Source organism: Gaetbulibacter aquiaggeris (assembly GCF_044003965.1).
In the GTDB taxonomy this organism is placed as follows: domain Bacteria; phylum Bacteroidota; class Bacteroidia; order Flavobacteriales; family Flavobacteriaceae; genus Yeosuana; species Yeosuana aquiaggeris.
In genome coordinates this window covers 1035457-1053460 of the sequence record NZ_JBAWKC010000001.1, presented here as the reverse complement: position 1 = coordinate 1053460, position 18004 = coordinate 1035457, and the positions used below count along the sequence as shown (strand labels likewise).

The following is an 18004-nucleotide window of genomic DNA, read 5'->3' as shown; positions in this document are numbered from 1 at the left end:
AAAGGTAACGGTTGATAATAGCTACAATCGTAAATATAAAATCTAGAATTTATGTCTTGGTTTAAAAGAAAAACAAAAGGAATTACCACTACTACTCAGGATAAAAAAGACACTCCCAAAGGATTATGGTATAAATCACCCACTGGAAAAATTGTTGATGCCGACGAATTAGAAAAAAATTTCTATGTCAGTCCGGAAGATGGATATCATGTACGTATTGGTAGTAAAGAATACTTTGAAATCTTATTCGACAACAATGAATTTAAGGAATTAGATGCCAATTTAGAATCTAGAGATCCCTTAAAATTTATTGATACTAAAAAATATCCGGATAGATTAAAACAAGCTCAGGAAAAAACAAAACTTAAAGATGCCGTTCGTGCTGCTGTAGGTAAATCAAAAGGCAAAGACCTGGTTATTGCTTGTATGGATTTTGCTTTTATTGGCGGTTCAATGGGTAGTGTTGTTGGTGAAAAAATTACTCGTGCAGCTGACTACGCTTTAAAAAACAAGATCCCTTTCATGATTATTTCAAAATCTGGTGGAGCACGTATGATGGAAGCGGCCTTATCGTTGATGCAATTAGCAAAAACATCTGTAAAACTAGCTCAATTATCCGATGCAGGCATCCCATATATTTCATTATGTACAGATCCAACTACAGGAGGAACAACGGCCTCATTCGCTATGTTAGGAGATATTAATATTGCTGAACCTGGGGCATTAATTGGATTTGCGGGTCCACGTGTTGTAAAAGACACGACTGGTCAAGAGTTACCTGAAGGGTTTCAGACCTCAGAATTTTTGTTGGAACATGGCTTTTTAGATTTCATTTCAGAACGTAAACATTTAAAAAACAAAATCAATCAATACATCGATTTGATTACGAATCAACCTTTACGAGCATAATTAGTGCGAATTTATTTTTAGTGAATTATTCGTAAATCATTAATTATTACTATATTTGCCGCTCGAAAGAAAATCTTTCGTATACATAAAAATCATTTTAATAATATTAGCATGTATTTAACAAAAGAAGTTAAAGAAGGAATCTTCTCAAAACACGGTAAAGGCAAGAACGATACCGGTACTGCAGAAGGACAAATTGCGTTATTCACGCATAGAATCAATCACTTAACAGAACACTTAAAAAACAATCGTAAAGATTTTAATACTGAGCGTTCATTAGTAAAATTAGTTGGTAAACGTAGAGCTTTACTGGACTATTTAACTAAAAAGGATATCTTAAGATATCGTGCCATAGTGAAAGAATTAGGATTAAGAAAATAATAAAAAGAGGCTTCACGCCTCTTTTTTGTTTAAAAATATGACTCTTGTGTATGAGTATAAATAACACAAAATAAGAAGCTTACTATAGTTTTTCATTGGTCTCACAACAACAACTACTACAACACAACGACCATTGTTTAATTAGAATTAAAAAATTATGATTCCAAAAGTATTTAAAGAGGTCATAGACCTTGGCGACGGTAGAGAAATTTCTATTGAAACCGGAAAATTAGCAAAACAGGCCCATGGATCTGTTGTTGTGCAATCAGGAAAATGTATGTTGTTATGTACAGTCGTTTCCAACTATCAACAAAGTGATGTTGATTTTTTACCTTTAACTGTAGATTACAGAGAAAAATTTGCGGCCTCTGGACGTTATCCAGGCGGTTTCTTTAAAAGAGAAGCAAGACCTAGTGATGGTGAAGTATTAACCATGCGTCTTGTAGATCGTGTTTTACGTCCGTTATTTCCAAAAGATTATCATGCTGAAACACAAGTTATGGTGCAGTTAATGTCTCATGACGATGATGTTATGCCAGACGCTATGGCTGGATTAGCTGCTTCAGCTGCCATTCAATTATCTGATATTCCTTTTGAAACACCAATTTCAGAAGCTAGAGTGGGTCGTGTAAATGGAAAATTCATTATCAACCCTACAAGAGCGCAATTATTAGAATCTGATATAGACATGATGATTGGTGCCTCTGCAGATTCAGTCATGATGGTTGAAGGCGAAATGAGTGAGATCTCTGAAGAAGAAATGGTTGACGCTATCAAGTTTGCACATGATGCTATTAAAATACAATGTGCTGCTCAAATAAAATTAGCTGAAGCCTTTGGCAAAAAAGAAACTCGTGAATATGAAGTTGAAAGAGAAGATGACGATTTAGCCAAAAAAATAAGTGCCTTAACTTATGATAAAGTATATGCCGTAGCAAGAGCTGCTTCAGCAAAACATGAACGCAGCGCTGCATTTGAATCTATAAAAGAAGAAGTGAAAGCTACTTTTACAGAAGAAGAATTAGCTGATTATGGAGGACTGGTTTCAAAATACTATTCTAAAGCTGAGAAAAAAGCAGTAAGAGATTTAACCCTAAATGAAGGCTTGCGTCTAGATGGTCGTAAGACTGATGAAATCAGACCTATCTGGTGTGAGGTAGATTATTTACCATCAACTCATGGTTCTTCTATTTTTACTCGTGGAGAAACTCAGGCTTTAGCTACTGTTACTTTAGGAACCTCTAGAGAGGCGAACCAAATAGATATGCCATCGTTTGAAGGTGAAGAGCGTTTCTATTTACATTATAACTTCCCTCCTTTTTCAACTGGTGAAGCACGTCCTTTAAGAGGAACGTCTCGTCGTGAAGTAGGTCATGGAAATTTAGCACAACGTGCCTTAAAAGGTATGGTTCCTGCTGATTGTCCTTATACAGTAAGAGTGGTCTCAGAAGTATTAGAATCTAACGGTTCATCTTCTATGGCTACTGTTTGTGCTGGTACAATGGCATTAATGGATGCTGGTGTTCAAATTAAAAAACCAGTTTCTGGAATAGCTATGGGATTGATCACCGATTTGGAGACCGGAAAATATGCTGTGTTGTCTGATATCTTAGGTGATGAAGATCATTTAGGTGATATGGACTTTAAAGTAACTGGTACGGCTGATGGTATTACCGCTTGCCAGATGGACATCAAAGTAAAAGGATTGTCTTATGAAATTTTGGTAAATGCTTTGAAACAGGCACAAGCCGGACGTTTACATATTTTAGGCAAGTTAACTGAAACGATTGCTGCACCTAATGCAGACGTGAAGGCTCATGCACCTAAAATGATTACTAGAGTGATTCCTAACGAATTTATTGGTGCCTTAATTGGTCCTGGTGGAAAAGTAATTCAAGAATTACAAAAAGCTACCAAAACAACTATTGTTATCAATGAAGACCCTATTACTGAAGAAGGAATTGTTGAAATTTTAGGAACCAATCAAGATGGTATTGATGCTGTTTTAGCTAAAATAGATTCTTTAATGTTCAAACCAACGGTTGGTGGTACTTATAAAGTGAAAGTGATTAAAATGCTGGATTTTGGTGCCGTAGTAGAATATTTGGATGCCCCAGGAAACGAAGTCTTATTACATGTAAGCGAATTAGCTTGGGAACGCACTGAAAATGTTTCGGATGTAGTCAATATGGGTGATGTTTTTGAAGTGAAGTATTTTGGTGTAGATCCAAAAACACGGAAAGAGAAAGTATCTCGTAAAGCCTTATTAGAAAAACCAGAAGGTTACGTAGCCAGACCGCCAAGAGATGATAACCGAAGTGGTGGCCGTGATAACAGAGGTAGAGACAATCGCGGACGTGATAATCGAAGAGATGACCGTCGCGATGACAGAAGACCTAGAGAAGATAAAAAAGAAGATTAAGTTCTTTTAAAAATTATATGAAAAGCCCACCAAAATAATTTTGGTGGGCTTTTCTGTTAATATCAATAAACTATAAACTTTTTTACAATGAGTTGGGCCCCAACTTTAGCTACAAGTATTTTCATGCCAGTTCCAAACTGATTGGCTTCTAAGCTCATGTTTTTAGAATCGAGGTTTTTCCTGATAATCAAAGAACCATTAATATCAAAAATTGTAATCTCAACATTTTGGGAACTCATTTCTTTATTAATAATTAACCTTAGTGTTTCACTACTAGGGATGATGGTTTTTTCTAAATAAGCTTCCGTTTTATCTAAAAATCGCTCAAATTCCGTACTTAAGGTCGCCTCGTTTACAGAAACTACTTCCATTTTATCTATAATCCCTTGCTCAAACATTATGGTATTGTCACCAGCGTTTAGCGTTTTAATAATAGGAAAACTTGTTGGAACCCCGGATTGATAACAGTAAGCATCTGAATATGGTAAAATTACAGATTCCGTGTCACCACCATTTACAGTTACCTTTAAAGTAGATTTAAGTGGATTTGCATAAAACACATTAATTAAATATAAATCTGTACTAGAAACATTAACAGTATTAAAAGTCAACGTTTGTCCTGCACTTCCAACATTCACGGCTTTTCCTCCCGAACCGTTAGAGCAATTTATCTCACTACCCCCAACAATGATACCAGATTCAGCTTCATAGGTAACTACAGTTGGAATACTGGGCTCTCCAGAACCGTTATCTGCCCCTATATTTGTCGCTCCTGATAAATTTACAGGATTGCCATAAATATCTTTTGTAGCATCTGATGTAATTGCACTAAATATACCTAAACCGGCCAAGGGGAAACTAGGTTCTGTAAAACTTAATGCTGCACCTAAAGCCGGACTACCCGTTACCAGTTTATACCCTGAATAATGCCTTCTTCCTGGAGCCAATAACAAAGGAGATTGAATAATTTTTGTCGCATCCAAATTTTTAAAATCTAATTTAATGCTTCCTCCATACATAATATTTTTAGAGAAATTAGGCGTATTCACATCAAACAAATAAGCCTTCTCACCAAGTTTGGCAGCAGGCTCCAAATAAATGATATTATTAATAAAATTTAAGGAAGCCGCTTTTAAACTAATTTCTGAATCACCAATCACATTTTTATAGTCTTTACCTTGATATATGGTATTGTTATAAATGAAGACATTTGTACTTTTAGTGGGAACATACGCATAATCACTTACCCATAATAATTTATTCTTCCCACTTCTATCTATGGTACCATCATTTACACTGATATTATATCTCCAAATGATGTTATCATTTGCCCCTAAAGTTTCACAAAAACCACCTGCAGAATCTTCTGAATAATTATATTGAAATAGAATATTTGTATTCCCATAATCTACATGCATTCCGGATGAATCTCCGGCACCTCTGGCGTGTTGAGAACTATTATATTGGGCAACCACATCATCCGAGCCAAAAACCCACATACCACTTCCTCTTCCTGTCATTCTCGGGTCAGAATTAGACCCAGTAAAACGCATCATGTTTTTTTCATAAAGTACTCTTTTTGAACCGGATATTATGGTGCCAGAGCCTCCAAGGTCAATAAACTTATTATTTCTTATTATAGCATCTGAAACATATTTTCTCAGCCAAATGCCACAACGCTCAATATCTGTAAAATAACAATCTTCAATAATAACATCATTTACAAACGCATCAAGAAAATAAATACCCGTTGTACGAATATTGTTAAAAGCAGTACCTGAGCTATTTACTGAATAAATATTTTGAACGACTAAGTTAGAAAACCTAAAATAATTAAATAGCACTGCATCCTCAAAGTTACCCGAGCCTGGCAACGTTTTAAAGCTTTGTATATAGATCCCAAAAGATTGGTCATCATCTGTACCAGTAGTATCAAACCTGCCATTTTCAATTTTTAAGTTATGAAATTCCAAATATTGCTTACCTATTATTCTTATGGTGCTTAATGGGTCAGGGTTCCCATTAGGTCCATCACTTGCACTTAAAACTGGTAAATCTCCTGTACCATAACTATCATAAATAATTGGGGACCCATTAGCACCTGATTGAGACACGACTATTTGCCCTATAAATGTATCTCCTCTTTTAAATAGGATTTTATCTCCTGCAGCGAGTGACAGACTATTTAATTTTGAAATAGTCTGAAAAGGACTGGCTTCATTACCTGCATTAGAATCATTTCCCGCAGAGCTACTGAAATAGTAGATATTTTGTGCATAAGTACAACTGACACAAAACACTAATAAAATTATTGTAATTTTCTTAATCATGGATACTAAATTTAGTAAATACAATTTAGAACATCGCCACTAAAATTTAGGCTCATCATAGGTCAATAAATGGGGCTATAAAACCAAATGGTTCATTAGCAAGACATTCAACATCCAATATTATTAGTTTTGAAAGTAATAATCGAAGAGATGATCGTCGCGATGACAGAAGACCAAGAGAATATAAAAAAGACGAATAAGCTTTTTTAAATCTTATAAATTTAAAGCCTCACAAGATATTTTCTTGTGAGGCTTTTTTAATTTATTTAAACATTTGTGCACCAATCTTTTTTTTAAATGAATTCCAATTCACTTCACTCCCATTAATAATATGAGTTTCGGATTTTTTAAACAGCGAAGTTAAACCTCCTATAGCACCGCCCCCTATTGCTCCTAAACTACCAAAAACAAGAGCACCTTCTCCTGCAGTATATCCAAAAATCCAAGAGTCCGGGTCAGCTGATGATACTCCCATAATTACTCCTAAAGTTGCCCCTGAAGCAGCTCCAATAAGCACATTATTACCTGCAGATCGTTTTGTTTTTATAAAACCAATATCTTTCATACTTATTGCTATCTTATCACTGCTGTTTTTTAAACCAAGAAGTGAATCGTTAATAAAAATAATTGACCCTTTACTTATTTTTTTACCTTCCAGATTATATACTCTTAAGAATACATTGTGTGTTTTTGCCTCCTTTTGAGCATAAGCTTCCATACTAAATATTAAAGCCATGGCTAATGCCAAAATCTTGATTTGTTTAATTAGTGTTTTCATAATTTTTGAATTTAATTTTTTATATATGTTTCTAAAAGACATAATCAATTGATAGTTTAAAGCTATAATTTTTAACTTTTTGAAAATCAGAACTATCAAATTCTAACATCCCCACATTGTATAGTGCTTTTAAATTCAGACTTTTTTTGAACTTGTAGTTTAAACTTAAATTAAATCCAAAATCAAAATCATTATAATAATCTTTCAGGTTAATCCACACTTTTTTTGCTTCAACCGCCGTCATAAAGAGGTTACCAAATTGCGGTGATACCTCTATGTCTAAACCATTTAAAAAAAATAACTTATGATTTAGATTAAAAGTAGATTTAACTATGTTTTTTTCGATGATTTTAATTGACCCACCCTTAGTTTCCTGAGCATAACTATGAATGATCAATCCAAAAAAGAATAACATGTTCATTAATTTTTTCATGATTATTGGTTTTAATCAACATCAATTAGGCTTTTTTAAAAACCATGAAATGGCCTCTTTAATACCATATTCAATAGGTTGAAAATCAATTCTTAATTCACGCCTTGCTTTTTCGTTTGAATAATAATTATTTACTGAAAGGGCTTTCATATTTTCCATTGAAAAATTGGTTCTGATACCAAATTTTCTTAAAACACTTCCTGTTTGACCTAATAGCATCAAAAGTCTATTTGGCAGCCTTATAATTTTAAAATGGTTCTCTGTGTTTTCTCTGAGCAGATTGAAAAAATCGTAAAAATTAAGGTTTTCATTTGCCAACAAATAAGCTTCTCCATTAATTCCATTTTTCATGGCATTAATTATTCCGTTTGAAACGTCTTTAACCCAAACAAAATTCTTGCCGCCAGATGGGCATATTACAAATCTGTTTCTTAGGCCCATAAGTACTATTTTACCTGAACTAGGCTTGGTATCATAGGCTCCAATCATAAATGTTGGATTTACTATAACAACTTCAATTTGACTTAATTTTGTTAACAGATAATCATGTGCCGCTTTCTTGCTTTTTGAGTAAAATAATTTATTAAATGGATAACTAATATCTCTAGTTTCATCTCCCAGATTTTCTAAACTTCCATAGCCAAATTCATTAGCAGTACCAACATAAATTATTCTATTCACCTTATTTTTTATGGCTGCTTTTGTTACATTAATTACTCCTTTCACATTGACTTCATAATAATCATCATAATTCAAAAGACTTTGATCTGTAATAGCTGCTGTATGTATTACACAATCACAATTAAATAATGCTGCATTTAAATCATTTACATTTTTAATATCTCCTTCAATTAATTCTAAGTTTTTACTTACTTCACCATAATATTTGTTTGAATCTCTTAAAAATCCCTTAACACTATAACCATGAATTAACAATTCATTGATTGTATTGGATCCAAGAAAACCATTCGCTCCGGTAACAAGAATATTTTTCATAAGAATAGCCCTTATACTATTGTTGGTTTTTTTAATTCCTTTCTTAAGCGTAAAACAAAAAGTCTATAAGCTTCTTGCTTTAATTCTATTTGAAGAATAAACCAAAATTCGTTCTACTAAATCTGGTAAAATTGATTGCATCAAGGCATTGATCCTACCCATCAATGATAAAGTTGTTCTAAATTTCCGCTTCTTTATATTGTTAATTATAGAATGGGCAACTTCATCTAAGGACAAAACATTAAAATTTGACCTGTCCCTTAAAGTTATTAATGAGCCATCAGCTGCAATGGTTTTTTTATTTTTTTCAATTTCTGTGATACCAACCATTATTAATCCTACATGAATATTAGACTTCACTTCTTCTATTCTAATCGATTCCGCAATAGCTCGTAATGCCATTTTAGATGCACAATAAGCAGAATTACTTGGCAACCCTCTTATTCCTGCTACGCTGGACACAAACACAATACTACCCTGAGATTCTTTTATAAATGGAATGGCTTTAATTGTAGTATTGGTAGTTCCTAAAACATTAATATCAAAGACTGATTTGAACACTTCTGGATTTAAAGCGGAAAAATCACCACGCATGGAAACTCCTGCGTTATTAATAAGAATATCTAATTTTCCATACGTTTTTATTGTTTCCTCAATTAACTTTTCAACCTGATCTGGATTGGTAATATCACAACAATAAGACATGACTTTGCCTCCTGAATTTCTTATTAGATTTTCAACTTGAATTAAGCGCTCTTTATCACGCCCATTTATGACTAAACTGGCCCCTAAATTACTTAAAGCTATAGCAGTTGCTTTACCTATACCTCTGCTAGAACCGGTAATCAATACTACTTTATCCTTAAATTCTTCGTTTTTCATGATGTGGTTATTTTTGTTTTATATTATTAAGCTACAGGCAGCTTATTAAGTTCACGGTTTGCTAAATAATCTTTTAAAAATTCGGGCAATAACTTATCTAAAAGCATTAAAAATTTATTTATAAAACCAGGGACAATCACTCCTTTTTTATTAAACATTCCCATAATTGCAATCTTAGCCGCATCTTCAGGATTTAAGACTGATTCGCGCGTTAACCAGCCAACAATCCTGTTTTGATAACACAGACGTGATGTTGTATTTAAACCTCCAGGGCAAATGGTGGTTACAGAAATATTATCTTTTTTCAACTCCTTTCCCAAGCTTTTTGAGAAGGAGGTTAAATACGCCTTTGTACCGCCATACACCTGTTTTTTAGGTAAGGCAAAAAAACCTGCCATACTACTAATATTCATAATACCTGCTGGTGCATTGGCTTTAAGATTTTTTAATAACAGGTTGATTAATATGGTTGGTGCTGTCACATTAACTTCAATTTGCTTTAATATAAATTGATCACTCAATTCATCAAAATAGCCTCGGCTAAGTATTCCGGCATTGTTTACTAAATACTTCAGATGAATATTTTTAATCTTTATAAACTCCGCAATAGCGTAGTAACTATCTTTCATACTTAAATCGTTTTCTAAATAAAAAACCTCAACATTAAAATTCCTTTTAATAAAAACAGATAATTCCTTGAGTCCTGAATCAGGTAATGCCACCAAAACCAGATTCATGTCTCGCTTCGCAAATTCCAAAGCCATTGCCCTACCAAATCCTTTACTTGCTCCTGTTATTAATACATAATACTTTTTCATGACATTTATTTTTTTAAAAAATTAATGGTACAATCTAGTCCTTCATTAAGAGGTGTAATTTTATAGTTTAATTGAGATACCGCTTTTTGCGAAGAAGCACTTCTGTTTGTAAATAATGAGTCTAAAACTTTAGGTGTTACCATTGATTGACTTCCTAAAAGTTTATTACAGCCATTAATTAAGGAAAGTCCGTTTTTGATGAGATTATAATTAAGTTTAATAATTGATATTTTACTTTTAGAAATTTTTTTAATCCTATTAAACAAACCCAAATAATCTTCATTTTCTCCACCAATAATATATTTTTCACCACTTAATCCCTTTTCCAAAGCAAGTAATTGTGCATTCAAAACATCCTCCACATAAACATAATTGGCCTCTACATGAAGCTTGTCAGGCACATAGAGTACTTTGTCATTCATGATTTTTGATATTATTTTATTAACCCCATTTGAATAGGTATTTAATCCTGGACCATAAACTCTTGACAGATTTAAGATGGAGCATGAAATACCCTTTTTCACGTAGTCTAAAACCACTTCTTCAGACATTTTTTTGGTTAGCTCATAATCATTGCTGTAAGACGAGATGCGAGGTTGGTTTTCAGTAATTGGGACGTGATAAAGTGCCGGACCAAATACTGACAAGGTACTTGTGTAAATTACTTTTTTAATATTTTTATCTAAGGAGGCCTTCATAATATTGGCGGTTCCTAAAACATTAGTGTTATAAAATGTGTCAATCTTATTACATTTTAAATCGGTATAAGCCGCCGTATGGAAAACATAATCACAATCATTAATAGCCTTTTTTACTGAATCATAATCACAAATATTCCCATTAAAAGGTATGATGTTTTTATGCCTAGGCATATTGTTAGAATTTAAATCTCTTACTAAAGCATTGACCATAATATTATCATTGGCCAGTTTAAGAGCTAACTGATGACCGATATAGCCAGTGGCGCCTGTTAATAAAACTTTCATGACTTTCTTGAATTAAGGGTTAAATGATTAAATATGGATACTTCATAAATACCCGAAAGAGTGATATGAATAAGAAATGCCGCCCAGATACTATTGGTGAAATAAGAAAAAAGGCATAAGATGATTCCAAATGGAAGTGCACCAAAAACTTCTTCTTTGCTATCAAAAACATGAATCAGCATATATAATACTGTAGTAATAAAGATTGCTGTACCAAGCCCATTCCATTCTAATAAGGTGAAGAATAGAACCCCTCTAAAAAAGAATTCATAACATAGTAAAAACACAAGCCTAATGACAAAATATAAATAGGCATTATTAATTCTATATCTAGAATAATTCCTATTGTCAACAATATGTTTTTTAACAGATTTAAAGGATACAATTGCTGAAGCTACAACTGTCAAAGTAAATAACAATACTATTTTAAAACCCGAAAATTCAGGAAGGTGAAGTAAATAGCTGTAATCAGAAAAAAGTAAATAAAAACCCGATCCAAATACTAATATTCCTAATAAGTGCTTAATGTTTATTAGAATCAAACCATTTTCAGATAACAGCGCATTTTCAAGATTCCTAATATTTAAAATTTTATACTGATAACTGATTAGGAAATAAGTAATAAAACATGCAGAAATTAAACTAATTATTTGTGCTATTTTATCCATTATTTTATTGTTAATTTATTAACTATTAATTAAATATGAAATGATTAAAATCAAGTGCTCGAAACGATTTGTACTTTATAAAAGGACCCTTCAACATCTACACTAATACATTTACCATTTTGATAATGATATATACTGATGCTTTTATTTGGGAAAACCACTTTATAATTCCTATTACCTAAAGGCGTAATTTTTAACATTACTTTGTACTTGTCTGCGTAGATTTTATCAATTCCTATCGGTTCATTAAAAAACAGGGTTACTAAATTTCTGTTAATAACATTGAAGCCAATGTTTTCATCCTTCCCCATATTTTTCAAAATATATTTACCTTTTTCAAACAATAAGGCTTGATTTAATTTTACCTTATTATTTAACATGCGGTAAACGGAAGAGTAAACTAAAGTATCTTCTTTATAAACAGATTTCTCTTTTCCAACAGCATTAAAATTGAATATAATATTAGCATTCACTTCAGAATTTACAATGAAGGTGGTTATATTATTAACGGTTCGTTTCTCAATATTGATAAACCCGATTGAAGTATTCTTTTTAACTACACTAAACGAAATGTTTTCAACTACGGGAACATTGCTTTCCAATGGAATCATTGATAATAACAAAAAAGGGAGCGTGTACTTTAGTTTAAAAACCATACTTTTAATGACTCTCTTAAGATCTAAAGTTTCAGACTTATTGAAGATTTTATTATACGACATTACTAATAACATAATTAACATGGCTTTTTGAATTAAATAGGATTACTTTATGTTGAACCACCATTTTATTTTAAAATGTTTAAGAGCTTACGAAATCTGATAATATTAATTATGAAAATGATTTTTAAAAAGAAGACCAAAGAATCAAATCCAAAAACTAATCTTCTTTTATTCACAAATCAAAATTTGATATTAAATGATTACACTACAAACTTAATACGCGTTTATTGAAAACCATTTGACCAAAACCATTAACAATTCAGATTTTTTTCTTAAATTTCACAAAATCTTCCAAAAACCTGCTTGCAATTTTTCAAATAATGCAAAGTCAATTTATCAAGTATTTAAAGGCTAAAACAAATGATAATGCCTCCTTTGCCGATGAAATAGCAAGCATTTTAGATATAGGTTACGACGCAGCATACAGGCGAATAAACAATAAAACAAGTTTAACACTTGAAGAAGCCGTTAAGCTTGCCAGGCACTATAAAATTTCATTAAACAAGTTGTTTGAAGTTGGTAATACTAATACAATTACTGCAGAATTACCACCTCAACCCAAAGATGAAGCAGGATTAGAGCAATTTTTTAAAGTCTCTTTACAGAATGTGCAAGCGGCCTCTAAAGTTAAAGGCGCTGAAATAATATATTCTGCAAAAGACATTCCCTTGTTTCATACCCTTAATGATTCAACTTTGACACGTTACAAAATGTATGTATGGCTTAAAGACGTAAATACTCAAATGGCACAAAGCAAAATCACCTTTGATGATTGGATGAAAACAATTCCAGATTCATTGTTAAAAACTGCTCATGATTTATCAGATTCCTACAAGTATATAAGTATTACCGAAATTTGGAATGAAACTACGCTTACCGGATCATTACAGCAAGTGTTATATTACTTTGAAACAGGATTAGTTTCAACAGAAATGGCTTTAAAAGTATGTCAAGATATGGTAGAAATTGTCAACAAAATTGAACAACAAACTATTCAACAGAGCTTAATAGGTGGAAAAAACGAACAATCTTATCATCTTTATAGGTGTGACTTGCATACTTTACAAAATACTATATTTTTGAATACGAAGTTTGGACAAGTATTTTTTGCTCCATTTACAGTTTTGACCTATTTCAAAGTTGAACACCAAGAAACTTGTGCGCTGATGTTTGATTTTCTTCAAAAAATGATGCGCAATTCAACATTATTAGCAACAGCTGGAGAGCGTGACAGAACTTTGTTTTTTAATAAAATTCATCAAAAAATTGATATTGCCATTGCTCGTATTAAAATGGATGATAAAATGGCATTTATATAGATTTTCTGATCTTAAAAAGGGTAGGCAATAAATTGGTAAAATACGAGGCTTTTTTGAAACCAGTAAATCATTTGATTTTGAATAACAAAAGCCAAATCAAAGTTAAACTTGTGGTTTTATTTGCTTTTGTCCTTTATTTAATTAAATTGAACTTATGATGTACACAGATAAAGAAAAATATTTAGACATTTTAAATGAATCAGTGACCTATCTTGAAAACAGAGGGTATGAAAATATTAAGGCTGATACTGAAGGTTATGAAACACCTAAATCTTTTAGTAAAGTAGGAAGTGATATAAATATAACCCCTGACATTGTTGCGGAAAAAGAAGGTCAAAAGCATTATTTTGAATTAAGCTTAAAATCAGAAGAACCAAAGTTACTTAAATCAAAATGGTTATTCTTAAACGCCTTAAGCGCCTTAAAATCTCACAGATTCAGATTAATAACTACCAAAGGGCATTACAAGTTCACTAGTGAAATGATGCATGAACTCAACTTAAATGACAAAAATTTAATTAAAATTTAATATTTTGTAACAAAATGAATCTTTATTACGTATAACCACATAGTAAAGAAAATTCACTTAAAAATTACAGGAGACCATTAAATGAGACAACTTAAAATTACGAAGCAGGTAACTAACAGAGAAACCGCTTCGTTAGATAAATATCTACAAGAAATTGGAAAAGTTGACTTAATTACCGCAGACGAAGAAGTAGAATTAGCACAACGCATTAAAGCTGGTGATCAATTAGCTTTAGAGAAGTTAACAAAGGCTAATTTACGTTTTGTAGTTTCGGTAGCTAAGCAATATCAAAACCAAGGTTTAACTTTACCTGATTTAATTAATGAAGGTAATTTAGGTTTAATTAAGGCGGCTCAGCGTTTTGATGAAACACGTGGTTTTAAATTTATATCTTATGCTGTTTGGTGGATTCGTCAATCCATTCTTCAGGCATTGGCTGAACAATCTCGTATTGTGCGTTTGCCTTTGAATAAAATTGGTTCCATTAATAAAATTAATAAAACCTTTGCATTCTTAGAACAATCACATGAGCGTCCACCAAGTGCTGAAGAAATTGCTAAGGAATTAGACATGACTATAAACGATGTTAAAGAGTCTATGAAAAACTCTGGAAGACACGTTAGTATGGATGCACCTTTAGTTGAAGGAGAAGATTCAAACTTATATGATGTATTAAATAGTGGTGAGTCTCCCAACCCGGATAGAGAGTTATTACATGAATCATTGCGTACAGAGATTGAAAGAGCTTTAGAAACATTAACACCTCGTGAAGCAGATGTTATTCGTTTATATTTTGGTCTAGGCAATCAACACCCAATGACTCTTGAAGAAATTGGTGAAACATTTGACTTAACCCGTGAGCGTGTACGTCAAATCAAGGAAAAAGCTATAAGACGATTGAAACATACTTCTAGAAGTAAAATTTTAAAAACATATTTAGGATAACTATATTTGTATTCTATTACAGTTACAAACAGTTAATCATAACTGTTCGTTTTTTGATTGATGAAAGAACCCTCGGCTGATTACCGAGGGTTTGTTTTTTTATAGTACTTTTGCTAAATTAATATTTAAATAAAATAATGAGTTCAAAGTTAATAGCACCTTCCATTTTAGCAGCCGATTTTGCTAATTTACAACGTGATATAGAAATGGTTAACCAAAGTGAAGCAGATTGGTTTCATATTGATATTATGGATGGGGTTTTTGTGCCCAATATTTCATTTGGCATGCCCGTTTTAAAAGCCATTACTAATTATGCCAAAAAAACTATTGACGTTCATTTAATGATCGTTGATCCAGATAGGTATATTAAAACTTTTGCAGAATTAGGAAGCAATATTTTGACCGTTCATTATGAAGCATGTACTCATTTGCATAGAACGCTTCAGGCTATCAAAGCTGAAGGTATGAAGGCTGGAGTAGCTTTAAATCCTCATACCAATATCAATGTTTTAGAAGATACTATAAATGACATTGATTTAGTTTGTGTAATGAGCGTAAATCCAGGTTTTGGAGGTCAAAGCTTTATTGAAAATACTTATACTAAAGTGAAACAGCTAAAAGAATTGATTCTCAAAAAAGGGGCCTCAACTCTTATTGAAATTGACGGCGGTGTTACCAGCGTTAATGCTAAAAAACTAATTGATACTGGAGCGGATGTTTTGGTAGCGGGAAGTTTTGTATTTAAAAGCAATAACCCATTAGAAACAATAAAGGAATTAAAAATGATTGCCAATTCATAAAAGCTTTCTTTTTTAAATACTATCTTATCACGGCATATATATTTGCAAAAAGCCTTTTTTTTATACTTTTTAACTAATTTCATTGAGAAGAGCTATTTAATGATAAGAAAATAATATACCTTAACTTACTTTTAAGATAATATTTTGCTAAGATTTAACTACCTTGCGAAACTTGACTAATAATAGTCAAACATTTTATATTTAATCATAAAGTTAAAACATAGAGATTTTAACTTTTAAAAAAACTTTTTAATTATGGGAAGACCTGCAACTAAACCCGCAGAACTTAGAGATGGATATTATATTGAAATTAGAAATAGAAATTCAAATAGTGGTGTAAAAATTCGTAGAGATAACAGCGATCAAATGTATCGTGCTGCAAAAGAATATGAAAGAAGCAAAGATGTTATTATTTTAGGTAAATATAAAAATGGTAAATTAGTAGAATCTGCCTAAAAACCATTTCAATAACCTGCAAAATCAAAATTGAGCATCTGTCTTATTTTGTAATAAACTTCAGGAAATTGTAATTTAAAATCTTGTGGCGTTTCAATAAAAGTTTCAATTGTTACCGCCAAAAATTCAAACTGATTTGTAAAAGCATAATTTCTTAAATAATGAGATTGAGTTAACTCTTCTCTTAACAGCTGGTTTTTAGTGAGTAATTCAGTTAATTCCTCAAAAGTATCAGTAAATATTGTAGAACTTATGTCTCGCTCGTTTAAACTATTTAAATGTATAGCATGCACAAATTCATGAATGCCAAGATTAATATTATCTTTTGGCTTTTCATAACCAGTTTTAAAATCAGCCCACGAAATAACTAATGTTTTTAATTTAGGATTGAATTCGCCTTTATGATAATTGTTATTAGTTTTTGAATAAAACTTTTCGGGGTAAACAACAATTTTTTGTATCAAACCAATATAAAAATCTCTGAATCCAAAGGTTAACATAACGGCCGTTGATGCTACTAAAATTTTCATTTCTTCAGTTATTTGAACACCTCTACCAATAAAATCCTTATCAATAATAAATGAAGCCACTCTGTGTTCAAAAAAGGTTTTATCTTTTTCAGAAAGTTTATTAAAAAAGCTAAATTGATTTTTTAAAATGTCATTTTGCTGTGGGTTTAATTTTCTTAAAGAAGTATAAAAATGTACAAAATAGGGCTTTTTATTTTTTAAAACGTAACCCATTTCTAACAACTTTATGGCAAATTGTATAAGCATATACAATAATAAAGCGATGAATATCCCAAGAATAATTTTACTCCCTACTGTATAATTTTGTATGTAGTATATGTTTAACATTTTAAACTTAACGATTTAGTTTTATGTAAATTTTAAACACCAGTTAATTTATTTAATTGCGTTTTTTTAAAAGTATCAATAATAATAACAAAAAAAGCTCAAACTTAATAAGTTTGAGCTTTTTTGTGACCGCGAAGGGATTCGAACCCCCAACCCTCAGAGCCGAAATCTGATATTCTATCCAGTTGAACTACGCAGCCAATTATTTTTTAACAAAAAATGATTCTAAGCTAATTGAGCTTTTACAATGTTTGATATGGTTTTACCATCTGCCTTTCCAGCCAATTTTCCACTCACAATACCCATAACTTTACCCATATCTTTCATCCCCTGAGCACCAATCTTCTGAATGGCATCAACAACTACTTTTGTTATGTCCTCCTCGCTCATGGCTTCAGGTAAAAACTGACTGATAACTTCTGCTTCTGCTAATTCCGGAGATGCTAAATCTTCCCGTCCCTGTTCTAAATATATAGCAGCACTATCTTTACGTTGCTTAACTTGTTTTTGAAGTATTTTAATCTCCTGTTCTTCTGTTAACTCAGCAACAGCGCCACTTTCTGTTTGTGCTAATAAAATGGCAGATTTTACTGCTCTTAGCGCGGTTAAAGCTGTCGTGTTCTTCTCCTTCATTGCAATTTTCATTGCAGTCATTATATCTTGTTGTAAACTCATCTTTATAAATAATTAATGGATTGCAAAGATACTAAGAAAATAAGATTAGACCATTTGCTGCTTTACAAAATTTCAAAATAATAAAAACCCCAAAAGCTGAG

General features: G+C 31.9%; 19 protein-coding genes and 1 tRNA gene. 8 read left to right on the top strand and 12 right to left on the bottom strand.

All coding sequences use genetic code 11. The annotated features are described in order from the left end of the window. Nucleotides 1-51 precede the first annotated feature (51 nt). From accD to V8G56_RS04365, 3 genes are all read left to right on the top strand, one after another. A complete protein-coding gene (accD, locus tag V8G56_RS04375) occupies nt 52-909 on the top strand; it encodes an acetyl-CoA carboxylase, carboxyltransferase subunit beta (RefSeq protein WP_395437235.1) in 858 nt (285 codons plus the stop codon). Between the two features lie 111 nt (nt 910-1020). After that, a complete protein-coding gene (gene rpsO / locus V8G56_RS04370) occupies nt 1021-1290 on the top strand; it encodes a 30S ribosomal protein S15 (protein ID WP_395437234.1) in 270 nt (89 codons plus the stop codon). A gap of 157 nt (nt 1291-1447) precedes the next feature. Next, nucleotides 1448-3712, top strand: coding sequence for a polyribonucleotide nucleotidyltransferase (locus V8G56_RS04365; protein WP_395437233.1), 2265 nt, complete (start codon nt 1448-1450; stop codon nt 3710-3712). A gap of 62 nt (nt 3713-3774) precedes the next feature. Here the strand turns inward: V8G56_RS04365 and V8G56_RS04360 are convergent, their stop codons facing one another. From V8G56_RS04360 to V8G56_RS04320, 9 genes are all read right to left on the bottom strand, one after another. Continuing rightward, a complete protein-coding gene (locus tag V8G56_RS04360; protein ID WP_395437232.1) occupies nt 3775-6042 on the bottom strand; it encodes a right-handed parallel beta-helix repeat-containing protein in 2268 nt (755 codons plus the stop codon). Nucleotides 6043-6304: 262 nt separating this feature from the next. Beyond that, on the bottom strand, nt 6305-6820 hold the full coding sequence (locus V8G56_RS04355; protein WP_395437231.1) for a hypothetical protein: 516 nt from the start codon (nt 6818-6820) through the stop codon (nt 6305-6307). A gap of 31 nt (nt 6821-6851) precedes the next feature. Next, complete coding sequence (locus V8G56_RS04350) at nt 6852-7253, bottom strand: hypothetical protein (RefSeq protein ID WP_395437230.1); 402 nt, start codon at nt 7251-7253, stop codon at nt 6852-6854. 21 nt (nt 7254-7274) lie between these two features. Beyond that, complete coding sequence (locus V8G56_RS04345; protein ID WP_395437229.1) at nt 7275-8249, bottom strand: NAD-dependent epimerase/dehydratase family protein; 975 nt, start codon at nt 8247-8249, stop codon at nt 7275-7277. A 63-nt stretch (nt 8250-8312) separates the two neighbouring features. After that, on the bottom strand, nt 8313-9131 hold the full coding sequence (locus tag V8G56_RS04340; RefSeq protein WP_395437228.1) for an SDR family oxidoreductase: 819 nt from the start codon (nt 9129-9131) through the stop codon (nt 8313-8315). A gap of 26 nt (nt 9132-9157) precedes the next feature. Next, a complete protein-coding gene (locus V8G56_RS04335) occupies nt 9158-9949 on the bottom strand; it encodes an SDR family NAD(P)-dependent oxidoreductase (RefSeq protein ID WP_395437227.1) in 792 nt (263 codons plus the stop codon). Between the two features lie 5 nt (nt 9950-9954). Further along, the gene (locus tag V8G56_RS04330) at nt 9955-10935 is read right to left on the bottom strand and encodes an NAD-dependent epimerase/dehydratase family protein (protein ID WP_395437226.1); all 981 of its coding nucleotides are present in this window, start codon (nt 10933-10935) and stop codon (nt 9955-9957) included. Next, on the bottom strand, nt 10932-11603 hold the full coding sequence (locus tag V8G56_RS04325) for a CPBP family intramembrane glutamic endopeptidase (protein ID WP_395437225.1): 672 nt from the start codon (nt 11601-11603) through the stop codon (nt 10932-10934). Before V8G56_RS04325 ends, V8G56_RS04330 begins: the two co-directional genes overlap by 4 nt. A 50-nt stretch (nt 11604-11653) precedes the next feature. Further along, nucleotides 11654-12259: a DUF6134 family protein gene (locus tag V8G56_RS04320; RefSeq protein WP_395437224.1), complete on the bottom strand. Its 606-nt coding sequence runs from the start codon at nt 12257-12259 to the stop codon at nt 11654-11656. A 383-nt stretch (nt 12260-12642) separates the two neighbouring features. Between V8G56_RS04320 and V8G56_RS04315 the strand changes: the two genes are divergently transcribed. The 5 genes from V8G56_RS04315 to V8G56_RS04295 all read left to right on the top strand — a co-directional run bounded on the left by V8G56_RS04315 (nt 12643) and on the right by V8G56_RS04295 (nt 16371). Then, complete coding sequence (locus V8G56_RS04315; RefSeq protein ID WP_395437223.1) at nt 12643-13641, top strand: hypothetical protein; 999 nt, start codon at nt 12643-12645, stop codon at nt 13639-13641. Between the two features lie 154 nt (nt 13642-13795). Further along, a complete protein-coding gene (locus V8G56_RS04310; RefSeq protein WP_395437222.1) occupies nt 13796-14170 on the top strand; it encodes a hypothetical protein in 375 nt (124 codons plus the stop codon). Between the two features lie 81 nt (nt 14171-14251). Continuing rightward, entirely contained in the window at nt 14252-15115 is an 864-nt protein-coding gene (locus V8G56_RS04305; protein WP_072402889.1) for a sigma-70 family RNA polymerase sigma factor, read from the top strand. Nucleotides 15116-15252: 137 nt separating this feature from the next. Then, nucleotides 15253-15915, top strand: coding sequence for a ribulose-phosphate 3-epimerase (gene rpe, locus V8G56_RS04300; protein ID WP_395437221.1), 663 nt, complete (start codon nt 15253-15255; stop codon nt 15913-15915). A 255-nt stretch (nt 15916-16170) separates the two neighbouring features. After that, the gene (locus V8G56_RS04295) at nt 16171-16371 is read left to right on the top strand and encodes a hypothetical protein (protein ID WP_331633140.1); all 201 of its coding nucleotides are present in this window, start codon (nt 16171-16173) and stop codon (nt 16369-16371) included. An 8-nt stretch (nt 16372-16379) separates the two neighbouring features. On the opposite strand, the gene V8G56_RS04290 is transcribed toward V8G56_RS04295, so the two are convergent. The 3 genes from V8G56_RS04290 to V8G56_RS04280 all read right to left on the bottom strand — a co-directional run bounded on the left by V8G56_RS04290 (nt 16380) and on the right by V8G56_RS04280 (nt 17903). After that, nucleotides 16380-17147: a zinc-dependent peptidase gene (locus tag V8G56_RS04290; RefSeq protein ID WP_395437220.1), complete on the bottom strand. Its 768-nt coding sequence runs from the start codon at nt 17145-17147 to the stop codon at nt 16380-16382. Nucleotides 17148-17354: 207 nt separating this feature from the next. Next, nucleotides 17355-17428 (bottom strand) — tRNA-Arg (locus V8G56_RS04285). A 25-nt stretch (nt 17429-17453) separates the two neighbouring features. Continuing rightward, the gene (locus V8G56_RS04280) at nt 17454-17903 is read right to left on the bottom strand and encodes a GatB/YqeY domain-containing protein (RefSeq protein WP_395437219.1); all 450 of its coding nucleotides are present in this window, start codon (nt 17901-17903) and stop codon (nt 17454-17456) included. Between the last annotated feature and the right edge of the window lie 101 nt (nt 17904-18004).

Bases quoted from the DNA above. Each gene is read 5' to 3' on its own strand.
- V8G56_RS04350 (WP_395437230.1), bottom strand. From the start codon at position 7,253: ATGAAAAAATTAATGAACATGTTATTCTTTTTTGGATTGATCATTCAT.
- V8G56_RS04320 (WP_395437224.1), bottom strand. From the start codon at position 12,259: ATGGTTTTTAAACTAAAGTACACGCTCCCTTTTTTGTTATTATCAATG.
- V8G56_RS04355 (WP_395437231.1), bottom strand. From the start codon at position 6,820: ATGAAAACACTAATTAAACAAATCAAGATTTTGGCATTAGCCATGGCT.
- V8G56_RS04315 (WP_395437223.1), top strand. From the start codon at position 12,643: ATGCAAAGTCAATTTATCAAGTATTTAAAGGCTAAAACAAATGATAAT.
- V8G56_RS04305 (WP_072402889.1), top strand. From the start codon at position 14,252: ATGAGACAACTTAAAATTACGAAGCAGGTAACTAACAGAGAAACCGCT.
- V8G56_RS04340 (WP_395437228.1), bottom strand. From the start codon at position 9,131: ATGAAAAACGAAGAATTTAAGGATAAAGTAGTATTGATTACCGGTTCT.
- V8G56_RS04365 (WP_395437233.1), top strand. From the start codon at position 1,448: ATGATTCCAAAAGTATTTAAAGAGGTCATAGACCTTGGCGACGGTAGA.
- V8G56_RS04335 (WP_395437227.1), bottom strand. From the start codon at position 9,949: ATGAAAAAGTATTATGTATTAATAACAGGAGCAAGTAAAGGATTTGGT.
- rpe (WP_395437221.1), top strand. From the start codon at position 15,253: ATGAGTTCAAAGTTAATAGCACCTTCCATTTTAGCAGCCGATTTTGCT.
- V8G56_RS04310 (WP_395437222.1), top strand. From the start codon at position 13,796: ATGATGTACACAGATAAAGAAAAATATTTAGACATTTTAAATGAATCA.
- rpsO (WP_395437234.1), top strand. From the start codon at position 1,021: ATGTATTTAACAAAAGAAGTTAAAGAAGGAATCTTCTCAAAACACGGT.
- V8G56_RS04360 (WP_395437232.1), bottom strand. From the start codon at position 6,042: ATGATTAAGAAAATTACAATAATTTTATTAGTGTTTTGTGTCAGTTGT.
- V8G56_RS04345 (WP_395437229.1), bottom strand. From the start codon at position 8,249: ATGAAAAATATTCTTGTTACCGGAGCGAATGGTTTTCTTGGATCCAAT.
- accD (WP_395437235.1), top strand. From the start codon at position 52: ATGTCTTGGTTTAAAAGAAAAACAAAAGGAATTACCACTACTACTCAG.
- V8G56_RS04295 (WP_331633140.1), top strand. From the start codon at position 16,171: ATGGGAAGACCTGCAACTAAACCCGCAGAACTTAGAGATGGATATTAT.
- V8G56_RS04290 (WP_395437220.1), bottom strand. From the start codon at position 17,147: ATGCTTATACAATTTGCCATAAAGTTGTTAGAAATGGGTTACGTTTTA.
- V8G56_RS04280 (WP_395437219.1), bottom strand. From the start codon at position 17,903: ATGAGTTTACAACAAGATATAATGACTGCAATGAAAATTGCAATGAAG.
- V8G56_RS04330 (WP_395437226.1), bottom strand. From the start codon at position 10,935: ATGAAAGTTTTATTAACAGGCGCCACTGGCTATATCGGTCATCAGTTA.
- V8G56_RS04325 (WP_395437225.1), bottom strand. From the start codon at position 11,603: ATGGATAAAATAGCACAAATAATTAGTTTAATTTCTGCATGTTTTATT.